The 13,837-nt window shown below is 66.0% G+C and carries 11 protein-coding genes; 6 read left to right on the top strand and 5 right to left on the bottom strand.

Features of this window, described 5'->3' with window-relative positions:
- Nucleotides 1-816, top strand: coding sequence for an RNA methyltransferase (locus HDC29_RS01815; protein ID WP_179493802.1), 816 nt, complete (start codon nt 1-3; stop codon nt 814-816).
- A gap of 108 nt (nt 817-924) precedes the next feature.
- Nucleotides 925-1,656 (top strand): META domain-containing protein, encoded by a 732-nt coding sequence (locus HDC29_RS01810; protein ID WP_257018001.1) that lies wholly within the window; start codon nt 925-927, stop codon nt 1,654-1,656.
- A 29-nt stretch (nt 1,657-1,685) separates the two neighbouring features.
- Here HDC29_RS01810 and HDC29_RS01805 read toward each other — a convergent pair whose 3' ends face one another.
- The 3 genes from HDC29_RS01805 to HDC29_RS01795 form a co-directional block, all read right to left on the bottom strand.
- Complete coding sequence (locus tag HDC29_RS01805) at nt 1,686-3,041, bottom strand: DNA recombination protein RmuC (RefSeq protein ID WP_179493800.1); 1,356 nt, start codon at nt 3,039-3,041, stop codon at nt 1,686-1,688.
- Nucleotides 3,042-3,095: 54 nt separating this feature from the next.
- Entirely contained in the window at nt 3,096-3,575 is a 480-nt protein-coding gene (locus HDC29_RS01800; protein WP_179493798.1) for a vgr related protein, read from the bottom strand.
- Between the two features lie 108 nt (nt 3,576-3,683).
- On the bottom strand, nt 3,684-4,214 hold the full coding sequence (locus HDC29_RS01795; RefSeq protein ID WP_179493795.1) for a copper chaperone PCu(A)C: 531 nt from the start codon (nt 4,212-4,214) through the stop codon (nt 3,684-3,686).
- A 156-nt stretch (nt 4,215-4,370) separates the two neighbouring features.
- On the opposite strand from HDC29_RS01795, the gene dnaK reads away from it, so the two are divergent.
- Nucleotides 4,371-6,278 carry a molecular chaperone DnaK gene (gene dnaK / locus HDC29_RS01790; RefSeq protein ID WP_179493793.1) on the top strand — a complete coding sequence of 636 codons (1,908 nt, stop codon included), beginning with the start codon at nt 4,371-4,373 and terminating at the stop codon, nt 6,276-6,278.
- A gap of 128 nt (nt 6,279-6,406) precedes the next feature.
- Nucleotides 6,407-7,537 (top strand): molecular chaperone DnaJ, encoded by a 1,131-nt coding sequence (gene dnaJ / locus HDC29_RS01785; protein WP_179493791.1) that lies wholly within the window; start codon nt 6,407-6,409, stop codon nt 7,535-7,537.
- A 19-nt stretch (nt 7,538-7,556) separates the two neighbouring features.
- Here the strand turns inward: dnaJ and HDC29_RS01780 are convergent, their stop codons facing one another.
- Nucleotides 7,557-7,922, bottom strand: a complete 366-nt coding sequence (locus HDC29_RS01780) for a hypothetical protein (protein WP_179493789.1) — start codon at nt 7,920-7,922, stop codon at nt 7,557-7,559.
- Complete coding sequence (locus HDC29_RS01775; protein WP_179493787.1) at nt 7,919-10,264, bottom strand: patatin-like protein; 2,346 nt, start codon at nt 10,262-10,264, stop codon at nt 7,919-7,921. Before HDC29_RS01775 ends, HDC29_RS01780 begins: the two co-directional genes overlap by 4 nt.
- Before the next feature lie 121 nt (nt 10,265-10,385).
- Here HDC29_RS01775 and HDC29_RS01770 point away from each other — a divergent pair, with 121 nt between their 5' ends.
- Together HDC29_RS01770 and HDC29_RS01765 are read left to right on the top strand one after the other, a co-directional pair.
- Nucleotides 10,386-12,530, top strand: a complete 2,145-nt coding sequence (locus HDC29_RS01770) for a TonB-dependent receptor (protein WP_179493785.1) — start codon at nt 10,386-10,388, stop codon at nt 12,528-12,530.
- A 130-nt stretch (nt 12,531-12,660) separates the two neighbouring features.
- Nucleotides 12,661-13,743: a PepSY-associated TM helix domain-containing protein gene (locus HDC29_RS01765; RefSeq protein WP_179497143.1), complete on the top strand. Its 1,083-nt coding sequence runs from the start codon at nt 12,661-12,663 to the stop codon at nt 13,741-13,743.
- Nucleotides 13,744-13,837: the final 94 nt, after the last annotated feature.

The raw sequence follows: 13,837 nt of genomic DNA, 5'->3' as shown, positions 1-13,837 counted from the left end.
ATGGCGAGCGGTCGCCGTTCCCAAATCGAAAGCCTGTCGAACCCGCTGGTCAAGCGGATGCGGCTGCTGCGCGAGAAGCGCCATCGCCGCGCCGAGGGCCTGTTCCTCGCCGAAGGACTGCGCATCGCCACCGAGGCGCGCGAGGCGGGCGTGCTGCCGCGCTGGCTGTTCCTCGGCCCCGATGGCGACGCGCATCCGCTTGCGAAGGCGCTCGCTGCCGATACGATGGCGGCGGGCGGCGAGGTGGTCGATACGTCGCCGGCGATCCTCTCCAAATTGTCGGGCAAGGATAATCCGCAGACGGTTGTCGGCATCTACGCCGAACCCGAAACGACCCTCGCCGATCTCGACCGCGATGCCGCGCCGATCTGGCTGGTCGCCGAGCGGCTGCGCGATCCGGGCAATCTCGGCACGATGCTGCGCACCGGCGACGCGGTCGGCGCGGGCGGGCTGATTCTGCTCGATGACAGCACCGACCCCTATGCGGTCGAGGCGGTGCGCGCGAGCATGGGCGCGATCTTCACGCAGAAGCTGGTGGTCGCGCGCTGGGAAGAATTCCTCCCCTGGCTCCGCCAGGGCCCCGGCCAGCTCGTCGCGACCTGGCTCGGCGAGGATACGCAGGACTATCAGTCGGTGCGCTATGCCGCGCCGACCTTCATCCTCACCGGCAATGAATCACAGGGCCTGCCATCCGAATATGCCGCGGCGGCCGACGTCCGCGTCAAGATGCCGATGCTGGGCAAGGCCGACAGCCTCAACGCCGCGGTCGCGACCGCGGTGATGGCGTATGAGGTGCTGAACCAGCGGAGGCGGTAGTTTCCACCGCCGAAACGGTATAGGCTTCGTCATGCTGAACGTGATTCAGCATCCATTCTTCCTTCGGCTGACAAGCAGACGCCGAATGGATCCCGGATCAAGTCCGGGATGACGATGAAGAAAGGCCGTTCGATGATCCGCTTTCTGCCCTTGGTTGTGCTTGTCGCCCTCGCCGCCTGCGCACCCGCCGCCGAAACGCCGCCGCAAGGCCCTGGCGCGCAACCTGCTGCCTATATGGCGCTTGGCACCGAGCCCGGCTGGACGCTCGAGATCACGCCGTCGCGGCTCAATTACGACGGCGACTATGGCGAGACCAAGATCATGGCCCCCAACCCCGGCGCACGCGCCGTCACGAACGGCGAACACTATGTGACCGATCGGCTGAAGGTCGAAGTCATGCGCGGCGAATGCAGCGACGGGATGAGCGATCGCCGTTACGCCGACACGGTGACGGTGACCGCCGACGGCAAGACGGTGAAAGGATGCGGCGGCGGGATATTGCCGCCGACCGAGCTCGCGGGGACCAACTGGACCTTCGTGTCGATCGGCGGGGCGCCCGTCGCCGCCGATCGCCCGACCGCGCTCACCTTCGAAGCCGAGCGGCTGAGCGGCAGCGCGGGCTGCAACCGCTTTTCGGGCGGCTATTCGGTCGCCGACCGCACGCTGACCGCAGGGTCGCTGATGGCGACCAGGATGGCGTGCCCCGGCGCGGGCATGACGCAGGAAAGCGCCTTCTTCGCGCTGATGCGCGGCCCCGTGAGCCTGGCCTTCCCGACCGATGGGACGCTGATCCTGACGGGGAGCGACGGGCAGACCGCGGTGCTGAAGCGGGTGATATAAAACTCGCAGAGCCCCGAACTCGATAGGGCCTATTCGCCGTCGTTCACCGCCGCGGGCGCCGCCGGAGCCAGCTTCGCGAGCGGGCGCGCCGCCTGTTCGGCGACGGGAAGCGCGGGAATTTCCTTGCCGCCGGTCTCGATATCGAGCGCCTCGAAACGCTTGGCCTGCGTCAACACCTGCGATTCGAAGCTGCCGACGAAGGCGTTATAGGCGCCCGTCGCCTGATCGAGATTCTTGCCGACGCGCGCGATGTGCGAGCCCATCACCGACATACGCGCATAAAGCTCCTTGCCCAGCGCCGCGATCTCGCGCGCCTGCCCCGCGAGCTTTTCCTGCCGCCACACCGCCGCGACCGTGCGCGCGATCGCGATCAGGTTCGTCGGGGTCGCGAGCAACACCTTGCGCTCGAACGCATAGTCCCAAAGCTCATGATCCTGATCGAGCGCGGCGGCGAGGAAATGCTCGCCGGGGACGAACATCACCACGAAGTCGGGCGTGTCCTCGAACTGGTTCCAATAGCTTTTGGCGCCGAGCGTGTTGACGTGCGCGCGCATCGCCGCGGCATGCGCGGCGAGATGCGCGACCTTCTCGTTTTCGTCGACCGCGCCGAACGCATCCTGATAGGCGTTGAGCGACACTTTCGCATCGATGACGAGACTCTGTCCGCCCGGCACCTTCACGACGACGTCGGGACGCAGCCGCCCGCCGTCGCCGTCGGTCACGCTCACCTCTGTCTGAAAATCGGCATGTTCGGACAATCCGCAGCTTTCGAGGACATTTTTAAGCTGCTGTTCGCCCCAGCGCCCGCGCGCCTTGGGCGCGTTGCGCAGCGCATTGACGAGCTTCGCCGCCTCGCTCGACACGCGCTCGGTCCCCTCGCGCATCGCGGCGATCTGGCCGTGGAGCAGGCCGAAGGCATCGCGGCGCTCGGCCTCGACCTTGCCGACCGCTTCCTCATATTTTTGCAATCGCTCGTGGACCGGATTGAGCAGCGCAGAAAGCTTTTGCCCCGCTGTCTCTTCGCTCTGCTTGAAGCGCTGCTCCGCGCGTTCGAGGAACGCCTTTTGCGCGCCGTCGAGCATCACCTGCCCGACCTCGCGGAATTGTGCGGTGAGCGCGGCCTGCGCGTCCTTGAGCTGCGCGATCTGCGCGTCATGCGCCGCATCGCGCGCCTTCTGTTCGCTGAGGAGCGCGGCGAGCTGGATATCGGCCGCCTTGCGCGCCTCGGCCTCGGCCGCGAGGTCGGTGACAGCGCTCCTGAACCGCTCGGCGAGGCCATCGCGCTCGGCCTTCAGCCCGCCCGACTGCCGACCGGCGAAAAGCCAGCCGATCAGCGCGCCGATGGCGAGGGCAACAAGGGCGACGACGAGCGAGCTTCCATCCATGAAAGGAACATAGGACGAACGCGACCCGTCTGGCTAGCCGCTATTTATTGCGGACTATCGCGCCGCGCGCCACGAAGCCGGCAGGATCGCCCGATACGCCTCGACCCCCGGCGCGCCGCCGACGACCATGCCCCGCGTCAGCAGCCAGTAATGCCGCACGATCTCGGCTTGCTGTTCCAGCCCGTAGCGTTCGAGCAGCCAGCCGGGTTTCAGGCTGTAGCTGTAGGTCGCGAACGGATGGCGCATCAGCACGAGATACCAGCGGCCGCGCGTCTGCGCCTGCCACACATGCGTCATTTCGTGGATGAACAGGCCCTGCAGTCGCTGCGACGCGTCGCTGAAATCGTCGCAATAAAGCTCGCCATGCGGGTTGAAATGCAGGCTGCCCATCGGCGCCATGACGATGTGGCGCGGCTGGAAGAATATCCACTTATGGTGGTTCACCCGCACGCGGTCATAAGCGATCGCATCGCCGAACACCGTCCGGGCGAGCGCGATTTCGCCGGGGGTCAGGGGGCGCGACGGATGCGGCATCAAAACCCCGTCATTGCGAGGAGCGCAGCGACGCGGCAATCCAGCGTGGCGCAAGCCGCTCTGGATTGCTTCGCTCCGCTCGCAATGACGAAGTGCTGGACAGCACCTTTATTTCTTCGTGCCTGGTGCCGCCTTTTCGGTGCCATGGTCCATCGCGCCATGACCGGCCGCTTCGGCGCCGCCTTCCGCCGGCTTGATCACCATGTCGAAAAGGATGCGTTCATTGTTGTTGTTGGTGAAGACGAACGCCATCGGCAGCTTGCCCGCGCGCACCGCGGCGCCGTTGATGCCCCATATCATCAGATGCTTGCCGCCCTGCTTGAACACCAGCTCGCCCTTGGCGGGGACCGGAGCGCGCAGAAGCGGCTTCATCGTCGTGACATTGTTCTCGCGCACCGACTCGTGCATCTCGACGCGCTGCGCGAGGTCGCTGGTCACCGCGACCAGCTCGACGTCGCGCGGGCCGCCCTCGACGCGGAAATAGCCGACCGCGGGCCGGTCGGGCGTCGCTCCCATCACGATATGGCCGCTGACCACATTGAGCGGCTGCCCCGCACCCAGATTTTCGCCGCAGCCGGTCAGGCTGAGCGCGGCGGCGGCAAGGGCGGCGCCAAAGAGACTCGAGGCGAAGGGTTTCATTTTGGGAGGACTCCGTAAAAGCGCGACAAATTCGCATCCTCGATAAGCCCTGAAAGCCCTTGTGCCAAGGATTAGCGCACCTATATCGCGCCCATGTAACCCATGGACGGCGTGCCTTTTCAGGGCGCCGGAAGAAGCAACAAGGACGTAATACCAATGGCCAAAGTGATCGGGATCGACCTCGGCACCACGAACAGCTGTGTCGCGGTGATGGAAGGCGGAAAACCCAAGGTTATCGAAAATGTCGAAGGCACGCGCACGACCCCGTCGATCGTCGCCTTTGCAAAGGATGGCGAGCGCCTGATCGGCCAGCCGGCGAAGCGCCAGGCCGTCACCAACCCCGAAAACACGATCTTTGCGGTGAAGCGCCTGATCGGCCGCCGCTTCGACGATCCCATGACCAAGAAGGACATGGAACTCGTCCCCTACACCATCGTCAAGGGCAGCAACGGCGACGCGTGGGTCAAGGCGGGCGGCGAGGATTATTCGCCGTCGCAGATCAGCGCCTTCATCCTGCAGAAGATGAAGGAAACCGCCGAGAGCTACCTGGGCGAAACCGTGACGCAGGCGGTGATCACCGTTCCCGCCTACTTCAACGACGCGCAGCGCCAGGCGACCAAGGACGCCGGCAAGATCGCGGGCCTCGAAGTGCTGCGCATCATCAACGAGCCGACCGCGGCCGCGCTCGCCTATGGCCTCGACAAGACCGAGAACAAGACGATCGCCGTCTATGACCTTGGCGGCGGTACTTTCGACATCTCGATCCTCGAGGTGGGCGACGGCGTGTTCGAGGTGAAGTCGACCAACGGCGACACCTTCCTCGGCGGCGAGGATTTCGACAGCAAGATCGTCGAATATCTCGCCGACGGCTTCAAGAAGGACGAAGGCATCGACCTGCGCAGCGACAAGCTCGCGCTCCAGCGGCTGAAGGAAGCCGCCGAAAAGGCGAAGATCGAGCTGTCGTCGGCCGCGACGACCGAGGTCAACCTGCCCTTCATCACCGCCGACGCCAACGGACCGAAGCACCTCGTCAAGACGATCACCCGCTCGGACCTCGAACGCCTTGTCGAAGAGCTGGTCAAGCGTACGCTTGAACCGTGCAAGAAGGCGATCAAGGACGCCGGCGTCTCGGCGAGCGAAATCGACGAAGTCGTGCTGGTCGGCGGCATGACGCGCATGCCGCGCGTGCGCGAGGTCGTGAAGGATTTCTTCGGCAAGGAACCGCACACCGGCGTGAACCCCGACGAAGTCGTCGCGATCGGCGCCGCGATCCAGGCGGGCGTGCTGCAGGGCGACGTCAAGGACGTGCTGCTGCTCGACGTGACCCCGCTCTCGCTGGGCATCGAGACGCTGGGCGGCATCATGACCAAGATGATCGACCGCAACACGACGATCCCGACCAAGAAGTCGCAGGTCTATTCGACCGCTGACGACAATCAGTCGGCGGTGACGATCCGCGTGTTCCAGGGCGAGCGCGAAATGGCGCAGGACAACAAGATCCTCGGCCAGTTCGACCTGGTCGGCATCCCGCCGGCGCCGCGCGGCGTGCCGCAGATCGAGGTGACCTTCGACATCGACGCCAACGGCATCGTGTCGGTCCACGCCAAGGACAAGGGCACCGGCAAGGAACAGCAGATCAAGATCCAGGCCTCGGGCGGCCTCAGCGACGCGGACATCGACCAGATGGTCAAGGACGCCGAGCAGTTCGCCGAAGAGGACAAGACGCGCCGCGAGGCGGCCGAGGCGAAGAACAACGCCGAAAGCCTGATCCACTCGACCGAACGCCAGATCGCCGAACATGGCGACAAGGTCGATGCGGCGCTGAAGTCCGAGATCGAAGCCGCGATCGCCGAAGCCAAGACCGCGGTCGAAGGCGGCGACGCCGCCGCGATGACCGAAAAGGCCGGCGCGCTCGCGCAGGTCGCGATGAAGCTCGGCCAGGCGATCTACGAGAAGGAGCAGCAGTCGGCCGCGTCCCCCGGCGCCGACGAAGCCGATACGGCGAAGACCGACGAAGATGTCGTCGATGCCGAATTCTCGGAAGTCGAAGACGACAAGAAGTAAGGGGCCGACCTCTCATGCCGCTCGTGCTGAGCTTGTCGAAGCACCGCCCTTCTTCTTTCAAGGAAGAACGGCCCTTCGACAGGCTCAGGGCGGGCGGATATGGGAAGCGAGGCTAGGGGCCGATACCTATGTCACTCGACATCGATTATTACGAACTGCTGGAAGTCGAACGCACCGCCGACGATGCGGCGCTGAAGGCGAGCTATCGCAAGCTCGCGATGAAATATCACCCCGACAAGAATCCGGGGTGCGGCGACAGCGAAGCGCGCTTCAAGGCGATCAGCGAAGCCTATGACTGCCTGAAGGACCCCCAGAAGCGCGCCGCTTACGACCGCTTCGGCAAGGCGGGCGTCAACGGCGGCGCGGGCGGCTTCGGCGGCGGCAATGGCGCCGACTTCGGCGACATCGGCGATATTTTCGAATCGATCTTCGGCTCGGCCTTTGGTGGCGGCCGCCAGCAGCGCGGCCCCGCGCGCGGCGCCGACCTGCGCTACGACATGGAAATCCGGCTCGAGGACGCCTTCACCGGCGTGACGCGCGAGATCCAGGTCGACGTCGCGGCGCGCTGCGAAACGTGCGACGGATCGGGCGCGAAGCCCGGCACCCATACCAACCGCTGCTCGACCTGCGCCGGCCACGGCAAGGTGCGCGCGCAGCAGGGATTCTTCATGGTCGAGCGTACCTGCCCGACCTGTCAGGGCGCGGGCGAGGTCATCGCCGACCCGTGCAATTCATGCCACGGCGAAGGCCGCGTCGATCGCCGCAAGACGCTGACCGTCAACATCCCCGCCGGGGTCGACGAGGGCACGCGCATCCGCCTGTCGGGCGAAGGCGAAAGCGGCGCGCGCGGCGCGGCGCCGGGCGACCTCTACATCTTCCTCCACATGGCGCGGCACAAGGTGTTCGAGCGCGAGGGCACGACGCTTTTCACGCGCGCGCCGATCAGCTTCACCACCGCGGCGCTTGGCGGCGAGATCGGCATCCCCGGCCTCGACGGCCGGATGCACGACATCGCCATCCCCGCCGGGATCCAGTCGGGCAAGCAGCTGCGCCAGCGCGGCGCCGGCATGCCGGTATTGAACGGCCGCGGGCACGGCGACCTCGTCGTCCAGATCGACGTCGAGACACCGACCCGGCTGTCCGCACGGCAGAAGGAATTGCTCTGCGAATTCCGCGAGACCGAGACGGGCGAGGAATGCCCCGCGAGCCAGGGCTTTTTCGGCCGCATCAAGGAAATGTGGGACGATCTGACCGATTGATCGGCCGTCCTTGCGATCACTAGAGAGTGCTGACCTCAAACACGCTGGCGATGCGGCCTTTGCCGTTTATCCGGAATGCAATCCGTATGTCGGAAATACCGTCAAACGCGTAAGTCAGAATATACTCGTCGTCGTTCAGCTTTTTCGTATCGCGCTGGATCATCCGGTAACCCCGAATGGCGTAAGACGATTTTGGATAGCAGGATTCTATCAGATTTTCCGCATACGACACGGCGGAAATGTTCTGCTCGGCGTTTGGAAGCGCATATATTCTGGCAACGGGTTCGTCGAGTTTTGTTGGAAAGCCGCTGCATTGGTCGGCTTCACTGCAACCCGACAGCAAAGCCAAACAGGGCGCGGTACATAGCAATGAAATCTTGGTCATCGATCTGAATTTCGTTCGCGGGATTCGGTTCCCGATGCCCCGATCTCCATCCGCAGCTCGTCGATCAGCGCCCTCACCTTCGGCAACCGCCCTTCCTCCTCGTCGAGGATCGCATGGAAGGCGCGGCGCTTGATCGCCTTCAGCTCTTCCGCCGCCATCGCACCGTCGCCCGTCACGCTGCTTGCGACGATGTCGATCAGCCGGTCGGCGCCGTGGAGACGCCCCCACAGATAGTCATTCTCGCGGTAGGCGCGGCTGAAAAAGGCGCCGAAGCTGTTGAACTCGACGCCCTTGAGCATCGCCGCCGCGCCGCCGGTGCGGATCGCGGTCGCGTCCGACGGCGAGATGCGGTCGATCTTGATCGGGTCGAATTCGTCGAACCCCTCGCCCTGGAGCAGCGGCAAGGTCGCGATGTCGTAAAAGGGATAGCCCAGATAGGCGAACAGCATCGTGCGCCGGTCGTCCTTGGGAAGCTTCGCGAGCGCCGCCGCGATCACCTCGTCGGTCGCCGCATCGAGCGCGACAAGGTCGCGGCGCGCGGCGATCGCGTCGATCCATTCGCCCGGCGCAGTGTCGGCGGGCACGTCGAGGTCGGCGAGCCACGCGTCGCCTTCGCGCTCGAGATACTGGCCGAGCGCGGCGAAGATCGTCTCGCGCATTTCCTCGCACACCGGGTCGCGCCGCTCGCGCGTCGCCTCGACCGACGCATCGAGTTCGCGCGCGAGGAAGCGCAGGCGGCGAATGCGGAATCCGAGGTCGTGGGTGCGGAAAAACTCGATCGCATCGCTGCTCGCGCCCGCGCCCTTCTTGCCCGAAATCCGGTCGAGCCCGCGCGCGCGCGCCTCGGTCCACATCGCGATGCGGCGGTTGATCACATGCACCGGCCCCTCGGGCGGGACGAGCCGGTCGACGATGTTCGCTATCTCGTCGATCACCGCCGACAGCTTGAGATGCCCATAGGGCGCAAAGGCGAAGCCCGCGCGCGCCGCCGCCTGGTCCTGCGCCTTGGCCCTCCATTTCGCGAGCCGCACCGGGGTCGGCGTGTCGAGGAAGAAGGTCGTGCCGAACAGCGCCGCGACCTGTTCCTCGACCTCGACCTTCATCGCGTCGATGATGTGCTGCATGCGGCGGATGCGCCGCGACATGCCCTCGATCATCTCGATGCTCTCGCGGATCGGCTGTTCGCGCGGGATCGCCGACAGCGAACCCAGGATCGTCGGCAGGAAGCCCGGCAGTTGCCCGTCCTCGCCGGGCTCGCCCGGCTTGCCAATGCTGATCGACTTATAATCGGGCTTGGGGTCGATATAGATGAAGCGGCGGTCGATCTCGCGCCGCGCCGGGCGCTGTTTCAAGGCGGCGATCGCCGGGCGAAAGGGCGCGTTCGCCAGCACCGAGCCATCGATCAGCACGCGGTCGGCGGGGTCGCTGTCGGGTACGCGCGGCAACTGCGCGCGCATGAAGGCGTCGCGGCCGGGCCAGCCGGAGCCACGCTTTTCGAGCGCCGAATCGAGCTCGCGCAGCGTGAAGGGCGGAAAGGCGCCCGGAAAGCTCGCGGTCGCGCGCGCTGCGGCGACGAGGCCGGGCACATCGTCGAGCCGCTTGCCCGCGCGGCCATCCTGCCGGAATTGCATGACCAGCCGATGCTCCTGTTCGGTCACGCGCGGCGGGCTGTTGAGCGTCAGCTGCTCCTTGTGCCCGGCGAAGTCGGTCACCGATACGATCAGGTCGACCGGCTGCGCGGCGGGGACCAGTGGCGGGCCATGGGCCCCCGCATCCATCGCGTCGAAGGCGTCGAGGAGCACGTTGGTGAAGGTCTCCCCGCCGAAGGGCGGCTCGAACCAGCGCGCGCGCACGAAACGCGACAGCTTCGCCCGCACCTCGTCCTGCGCACCTTCTCCCACCGTGCGGTCGATGGCGTTGCCGCGGCGTTTCATCGCCCAGCCGGCGAGCGGCACCGCCCAGAATTTCGTCATCGCCGACAAGGGCCGCGCATCGGGATCGAGCAGGCTGTCGACGTCGGCATCCTTCAGCCAGAGTTCGGTCAGCGGATCGAGCGATTTGCCCGTCACCAGCCCGCGCGCCAGAAAGATGCCGTTGATCCCGCCCGCGCTCGCCCCCGCGACAATGTCGGGAAGGACGCGCAGCTTGATATTGGCCCGGTCGGCGATCGCGGCGAGCAGGTCGCGATAGACGCCGCCCGACCCCGCAATCGCCTCGCGGTCGTGAAAGGCGCGCGATGCGGCGGCGAGCCGCCAGATCTCCTTGGTGATGCCGTGCATATAGACGGCAAGGCTGATGCCGCCGTAGCAAATCAGGGCGAAGCGTAGTTCCTTTTCCCGCATCGCGAAGATGATAGCGCGCTTTGGCGAGCCTGTCCCCTCTCCCATGTTCGATAGCAGCGGTCTTTCTTCTTGCTTTTGAGAATGTGTCGCACTAGCGCGCGCTCCGAAACAGGAGTCCCGAATGAACCGCAAAATGACCGTCGCCGCGCTCGCCTGCACCGCGCTGTCCACCCCCGCCCTTGCGCAGGACGGTGCGCCCGCCGCCGACGGGACCGGAGGCGGTGAGACGATCATCGTCACCGCCGCGCGCACCATATTGCCGCCGAATGCGCTGCCGCTGACGATCGATATTATCGACAAGGATGCGCTCGACCAGCAGATCGCGATTTCGGGATCGGTCACCGATGCGGTCGCGACGCTCTCGCCCAGCTTTTCGCCGACGCGGCAGAAACTCTCGGGCGCGGGCGAGACGCTGCGCGGGCGCTCGCCGCTCTATGCGATCAACGGCATCCCGCAATCGACCCCGCTGCGCGACGGCAGCCGCGACGGCTTCACGATCGACGGTTTTTTCGTCGATCGTGTCGAGCTGATCTTCGGGTCGAACGCCTTGCAAGGGATCGGCGGCACCGGCGGCATCGTCAACCAGGTGACCGTCGGCGCGCCCACCGAAGAGGGCGTGTCGGGCCGCGCGCTGCTGCAGGCGACCGCCGACAATGATCTTTCCGACGAAGGCATGGGCGGCAAGGTCGCGGGCCTCGTCCAGTATAAGGCGGGGCGCTTCGACGCGTCGGTCGGCGCGGCATGGGAACGCCGCGGCGTCTTTTTCGACGGCGAGGGCCGGCGCGTCGGGATCAATCTGACGCAGGGCGAAACGCAGGATTCGGAGACGCTCTCGCTGTTCGGCCGCTTCGGTTACGCCGTCACCGACACGATGCGGCTCGACCTGATCGCCAGCCGCTTCGAGCTCGAAGGCGACGGCGATTATGCCGCGGTCGCGGGCGACAAGCTCGGCGGCCTGCCGACGAGCGCCGAGCCCGGCACCCCGCCGGGCGTCCCCGCGACGGGACGCACCGAAAGTCTCGCGCTATCGCTGACCGACACCGACCTCGGCGGCGGCAATTTCATCAGCCAGATCTTCTGGAACCGCAGCCGCGACACCTTCGGCGGCGAACCCAACCCGATCGCGACCTTTCAGGACGCATCGATCGCACCCGTCGGCACGCTGTTCGACCAGTCGCAGAACCGCAGCCGCAAATATGGCGGCAAGCTCAGCTACGAACGCGCGGTGCCGGGGCTGGAGGCGCTGACGCTGATCGCGGGTTTCGACGCGCTGTGGGATTCGACCGAGCAGCGGCTGATCGCCACCGACCGCGTCTGGGTGCCGCCGACCGATTTTCGCAGCCTCGCGCCCTTCGGCCAGGCGAACCTCGAGCTGGCGGGCGGTCTCGTCCGGCTCGCGGGCGGCGTGCGCTATGAAAATGTAAAGATCACGATCGACGATTATACGACGCTCGCCTCGTCGGGCAGCACCTTTGTGTCGGGCGGCAGCCCGACCTTCGACGATGTGTTGCTCAACGGCGGCGTCATCGTCGAGCCGATCCCCGGCATCCGCGCCTATGCGAGCTATGCCGAGGGTTATACCGTCCCCGACGTCGGCCGCATCACGCGCGCGGTGCGCACGGCGGGAACCGACATCGACAATTTCCTCGACATCTCGCCGATCGTCTCGAACAACCGCGAACTGGGGGTCGAGGTGAAGCGCGGCCCGCTCGATGCCAGCGCGACCTATTTCTGGTCGTCGAGCAAGAAGGGCCAGCTGCTCATCGCGCGGCCCGACGGCATTTTCGAGGTGCTGCGCCAGCGCGTCGAGATCGAGGGGCTCGAAATCAACCTTGCGGTCAGGATGCCGGTCGACGGACTGACGCTGTCGGCGGGCTATGCGCATATCATCGGCCAGTTCGACGAGGACGAGGACGGCGTGGTCGAAACCGACTTCGACGGCGCGAATATCTCGCCCGACCGGCTGAACCTTGCCGCGGCCTATGCCAACGGTCCTTTCTCGGCGCGGGTGCAGACGCAATTCTATCTGGCGCGAACCTTCCGCGGCCCGAACCGCGACGCGCGCAACGATTTCGAGGGCTATAATCTGACCGACGCGATCGTCCGCTACCAGACCGGCCTCGGCGGGGTCAGCCTCGCGGTGTCGAACCTGTTCGACAAACAATATATCAGCTACGCGAGCGACACCCAGCGCCCGACCGACAATTTCTTCAACTTCGCGGGCCGCGGGCGCAGCTTCACGCTGGGGTGGGACTACCGTTTCTGACTATGGCCTTGCCGTCCGAACCCGTCATTGCGAGGGCCAAAGGCCCGTGGCAATCCAGAGCGGCGCAAAACCGCCCTGGATTGCTTCGCTCCGCTCGCAATGACGACGGTTCTGAAACGGCGATCCCATGATCAAGCTGCTCGACACGCTGCACCGCTGGACGGGGGGCCTGATCGGCCTCGTGCTCGCGCTACTCGGCCTGTCGGGCACGATCCTGCTTTACGAGCATCTATGGATCGGCGTGCCGGGAACCAGCGATCCGCTGCGCGGCGACCTCGCCACGGTCGCCGCGACCACCGAGCGGCTGATGGCCACGCCGGGCGCGCAAGGCATCATCTATGCCGACGAACGCTTCGGGCTGCATCAGCTGCGCTTCGCTGAAGGCGCCGGCGCCTATGCCAGCCAGTCGGGCGAGATCGTCACGCGATGGGCGAGCCAGTGGGAGCGGCCCGAACTCTGGATCTTCGACTTCCACCACCATCTCTTCGCTGGTGACAGCGGCGAATGGGCAATCGGAATTGCGGGGCTCAGCGGGCTTTTTTTCGTCGTCAGCGGCGCCATTCTCTGGTGGCGGACGCGCAAGACCTTCCAGCTCCGCCTCTGGCCCAAGCGGATGAGCCGCCCCGCGATCGTCATGCACCACCGCGACCTCGGCATCGTCGTCGCGCCGTTGCTGCTGATCTCGATCGTCACCGGCACGATGATGATCTTCCGCCCCTTCGCCTTAGCGGTCGTCGCGCCCTTCGGCCCGGTCGCCGAGACCGCGAAGGCGCTCGATCCGCCGAAATACAAGGGCGGCCCGCTCGCCGAAAAGCCCGACTATACCGCGATGCTGACCGAAGCGCGCCGCCGCTTTCCCGACGCCGAATTCCGCATCCTGAGCCTGCCGCGCAAACCCGGCGACCCGATCAGCCTGCGGATGAAGCAGCCCGCCGAATGGCTGCCCAACGGGCGCACCACGCTGGCGTTCGATGCCGCAACGGGTGAAGTGCTGGCCACGCGCGACGCGCTGACGCTCGCCCCCGGAGCGCAAGCGTTCAACATGGCTTTCCCGATCCACGCGTCGAAGGTCGGCGGCTGGGCGTGGCGCAGCGTGCTGACGGTTTCGGGACTCTCACTGACGCTGCTTGGCAGCCTTGCGGTGTGGACCTTCTGGTTCAGGCGGCCGAAGGCGGCGCGGCGTCCGGTTAAGGCGGCGCTGGCTTCGGCCTAGGCTCCAGAGTCGGCTCTGGGCTGGTTATCGGCCGGTCCTGCACCCCGGCGAAAGCCGGGGCCCGGTGCGGAAATACGCCAGGTAAAGCGTGGAC

The organism is Sphingopyxis sp. JAI108, assembly GCF_013410105.1.
Lineage (GTDB): Bacteria > Pseudomonadota > Alphaproteobacteria > Sphingomonadales > Sphingomonadaceae > Sphingopyxis > Sphingopyxis chilensis.
Note: the sequence above shows the minus strand (reverse complement) of the source record. Positions and strands in the feature narration are given on the sequence as shown.

Excerpts from the sequence above, each read along its gene's own strand:
- HDC29_RS01815 (WP_179493802.1), top strand. The coding sequence starts at position 1 with ATGGCGAGCGGTCGCCGTTCCCAAATCGAAAGCCTGTCGAACCCGCTG.
- HDC29_RS01805 (WP_179493800.1), bottom strand. The coding sequence starts at position 3,041 with ATGGATGGAAGCTCGCTCGTCGTCGCCCTTGTTGCCCTCGCCATCGGC.
- HDC29_RS01810 (WP_257018001.1), top strand. The coding sequence starts at position 925 with ATGACGATGAAGAAAGGCCGTTCGATGATCCGCTTTCTGCCCTTGGTT.
- dnaJ (WP_179493791.1), top strand. The coding sequence starts at position 6,407 with ATGTCACTCGACATCGATTATTACGAACTGCTGGAAGTCGAACGCACC.
- HDC29_RS01775 (WP_179493787.1), bottom strand. The coding sequence starts at position 10,264 with ATGCGGGAAAAGGAACTACGCTTCGCCCTGATTTGCTACGGCGGCATC.
- HDC29_RS01770 (WP_179493785.1), top strand. The coding sequence starts at position 10,386 with ATGAACCGCAAAATGACCGTCGCCGCGCTCGCCTGCACCGCGCTGTCC.
- HDC29_RS01795 (WP_179493795.1), bottom strand. The coding sequence starts at position 4,214 with ATGAAACCCTTCGCCTCGAGTCTCTTTGGCGCCGCCCTTGCCGCCGCC.
- HDC29_RS01780 (WP_179493789.1), bottom strand. The coding sequence starts at position 7,922 with ATGACCAAGATTTCATTGCTATGTACCGCGCCCTGTTTGGCTTTGCTG.
- HDC29_RS01800 (WP_179493798.1), bottom strand. The coding sequence starts at position 3,575 with ATGCCGCATCCGTCGCGCCCCCTGACCCCCGGCGAAATCGCGCTCGCC.
- dnaK (WP_179493793.1), top strand. The coding sequence starts at position 4,371 with ATGGCCAAAGTGATCGGGATCGACCTCGGCACCACGAACAGCTGTGTC.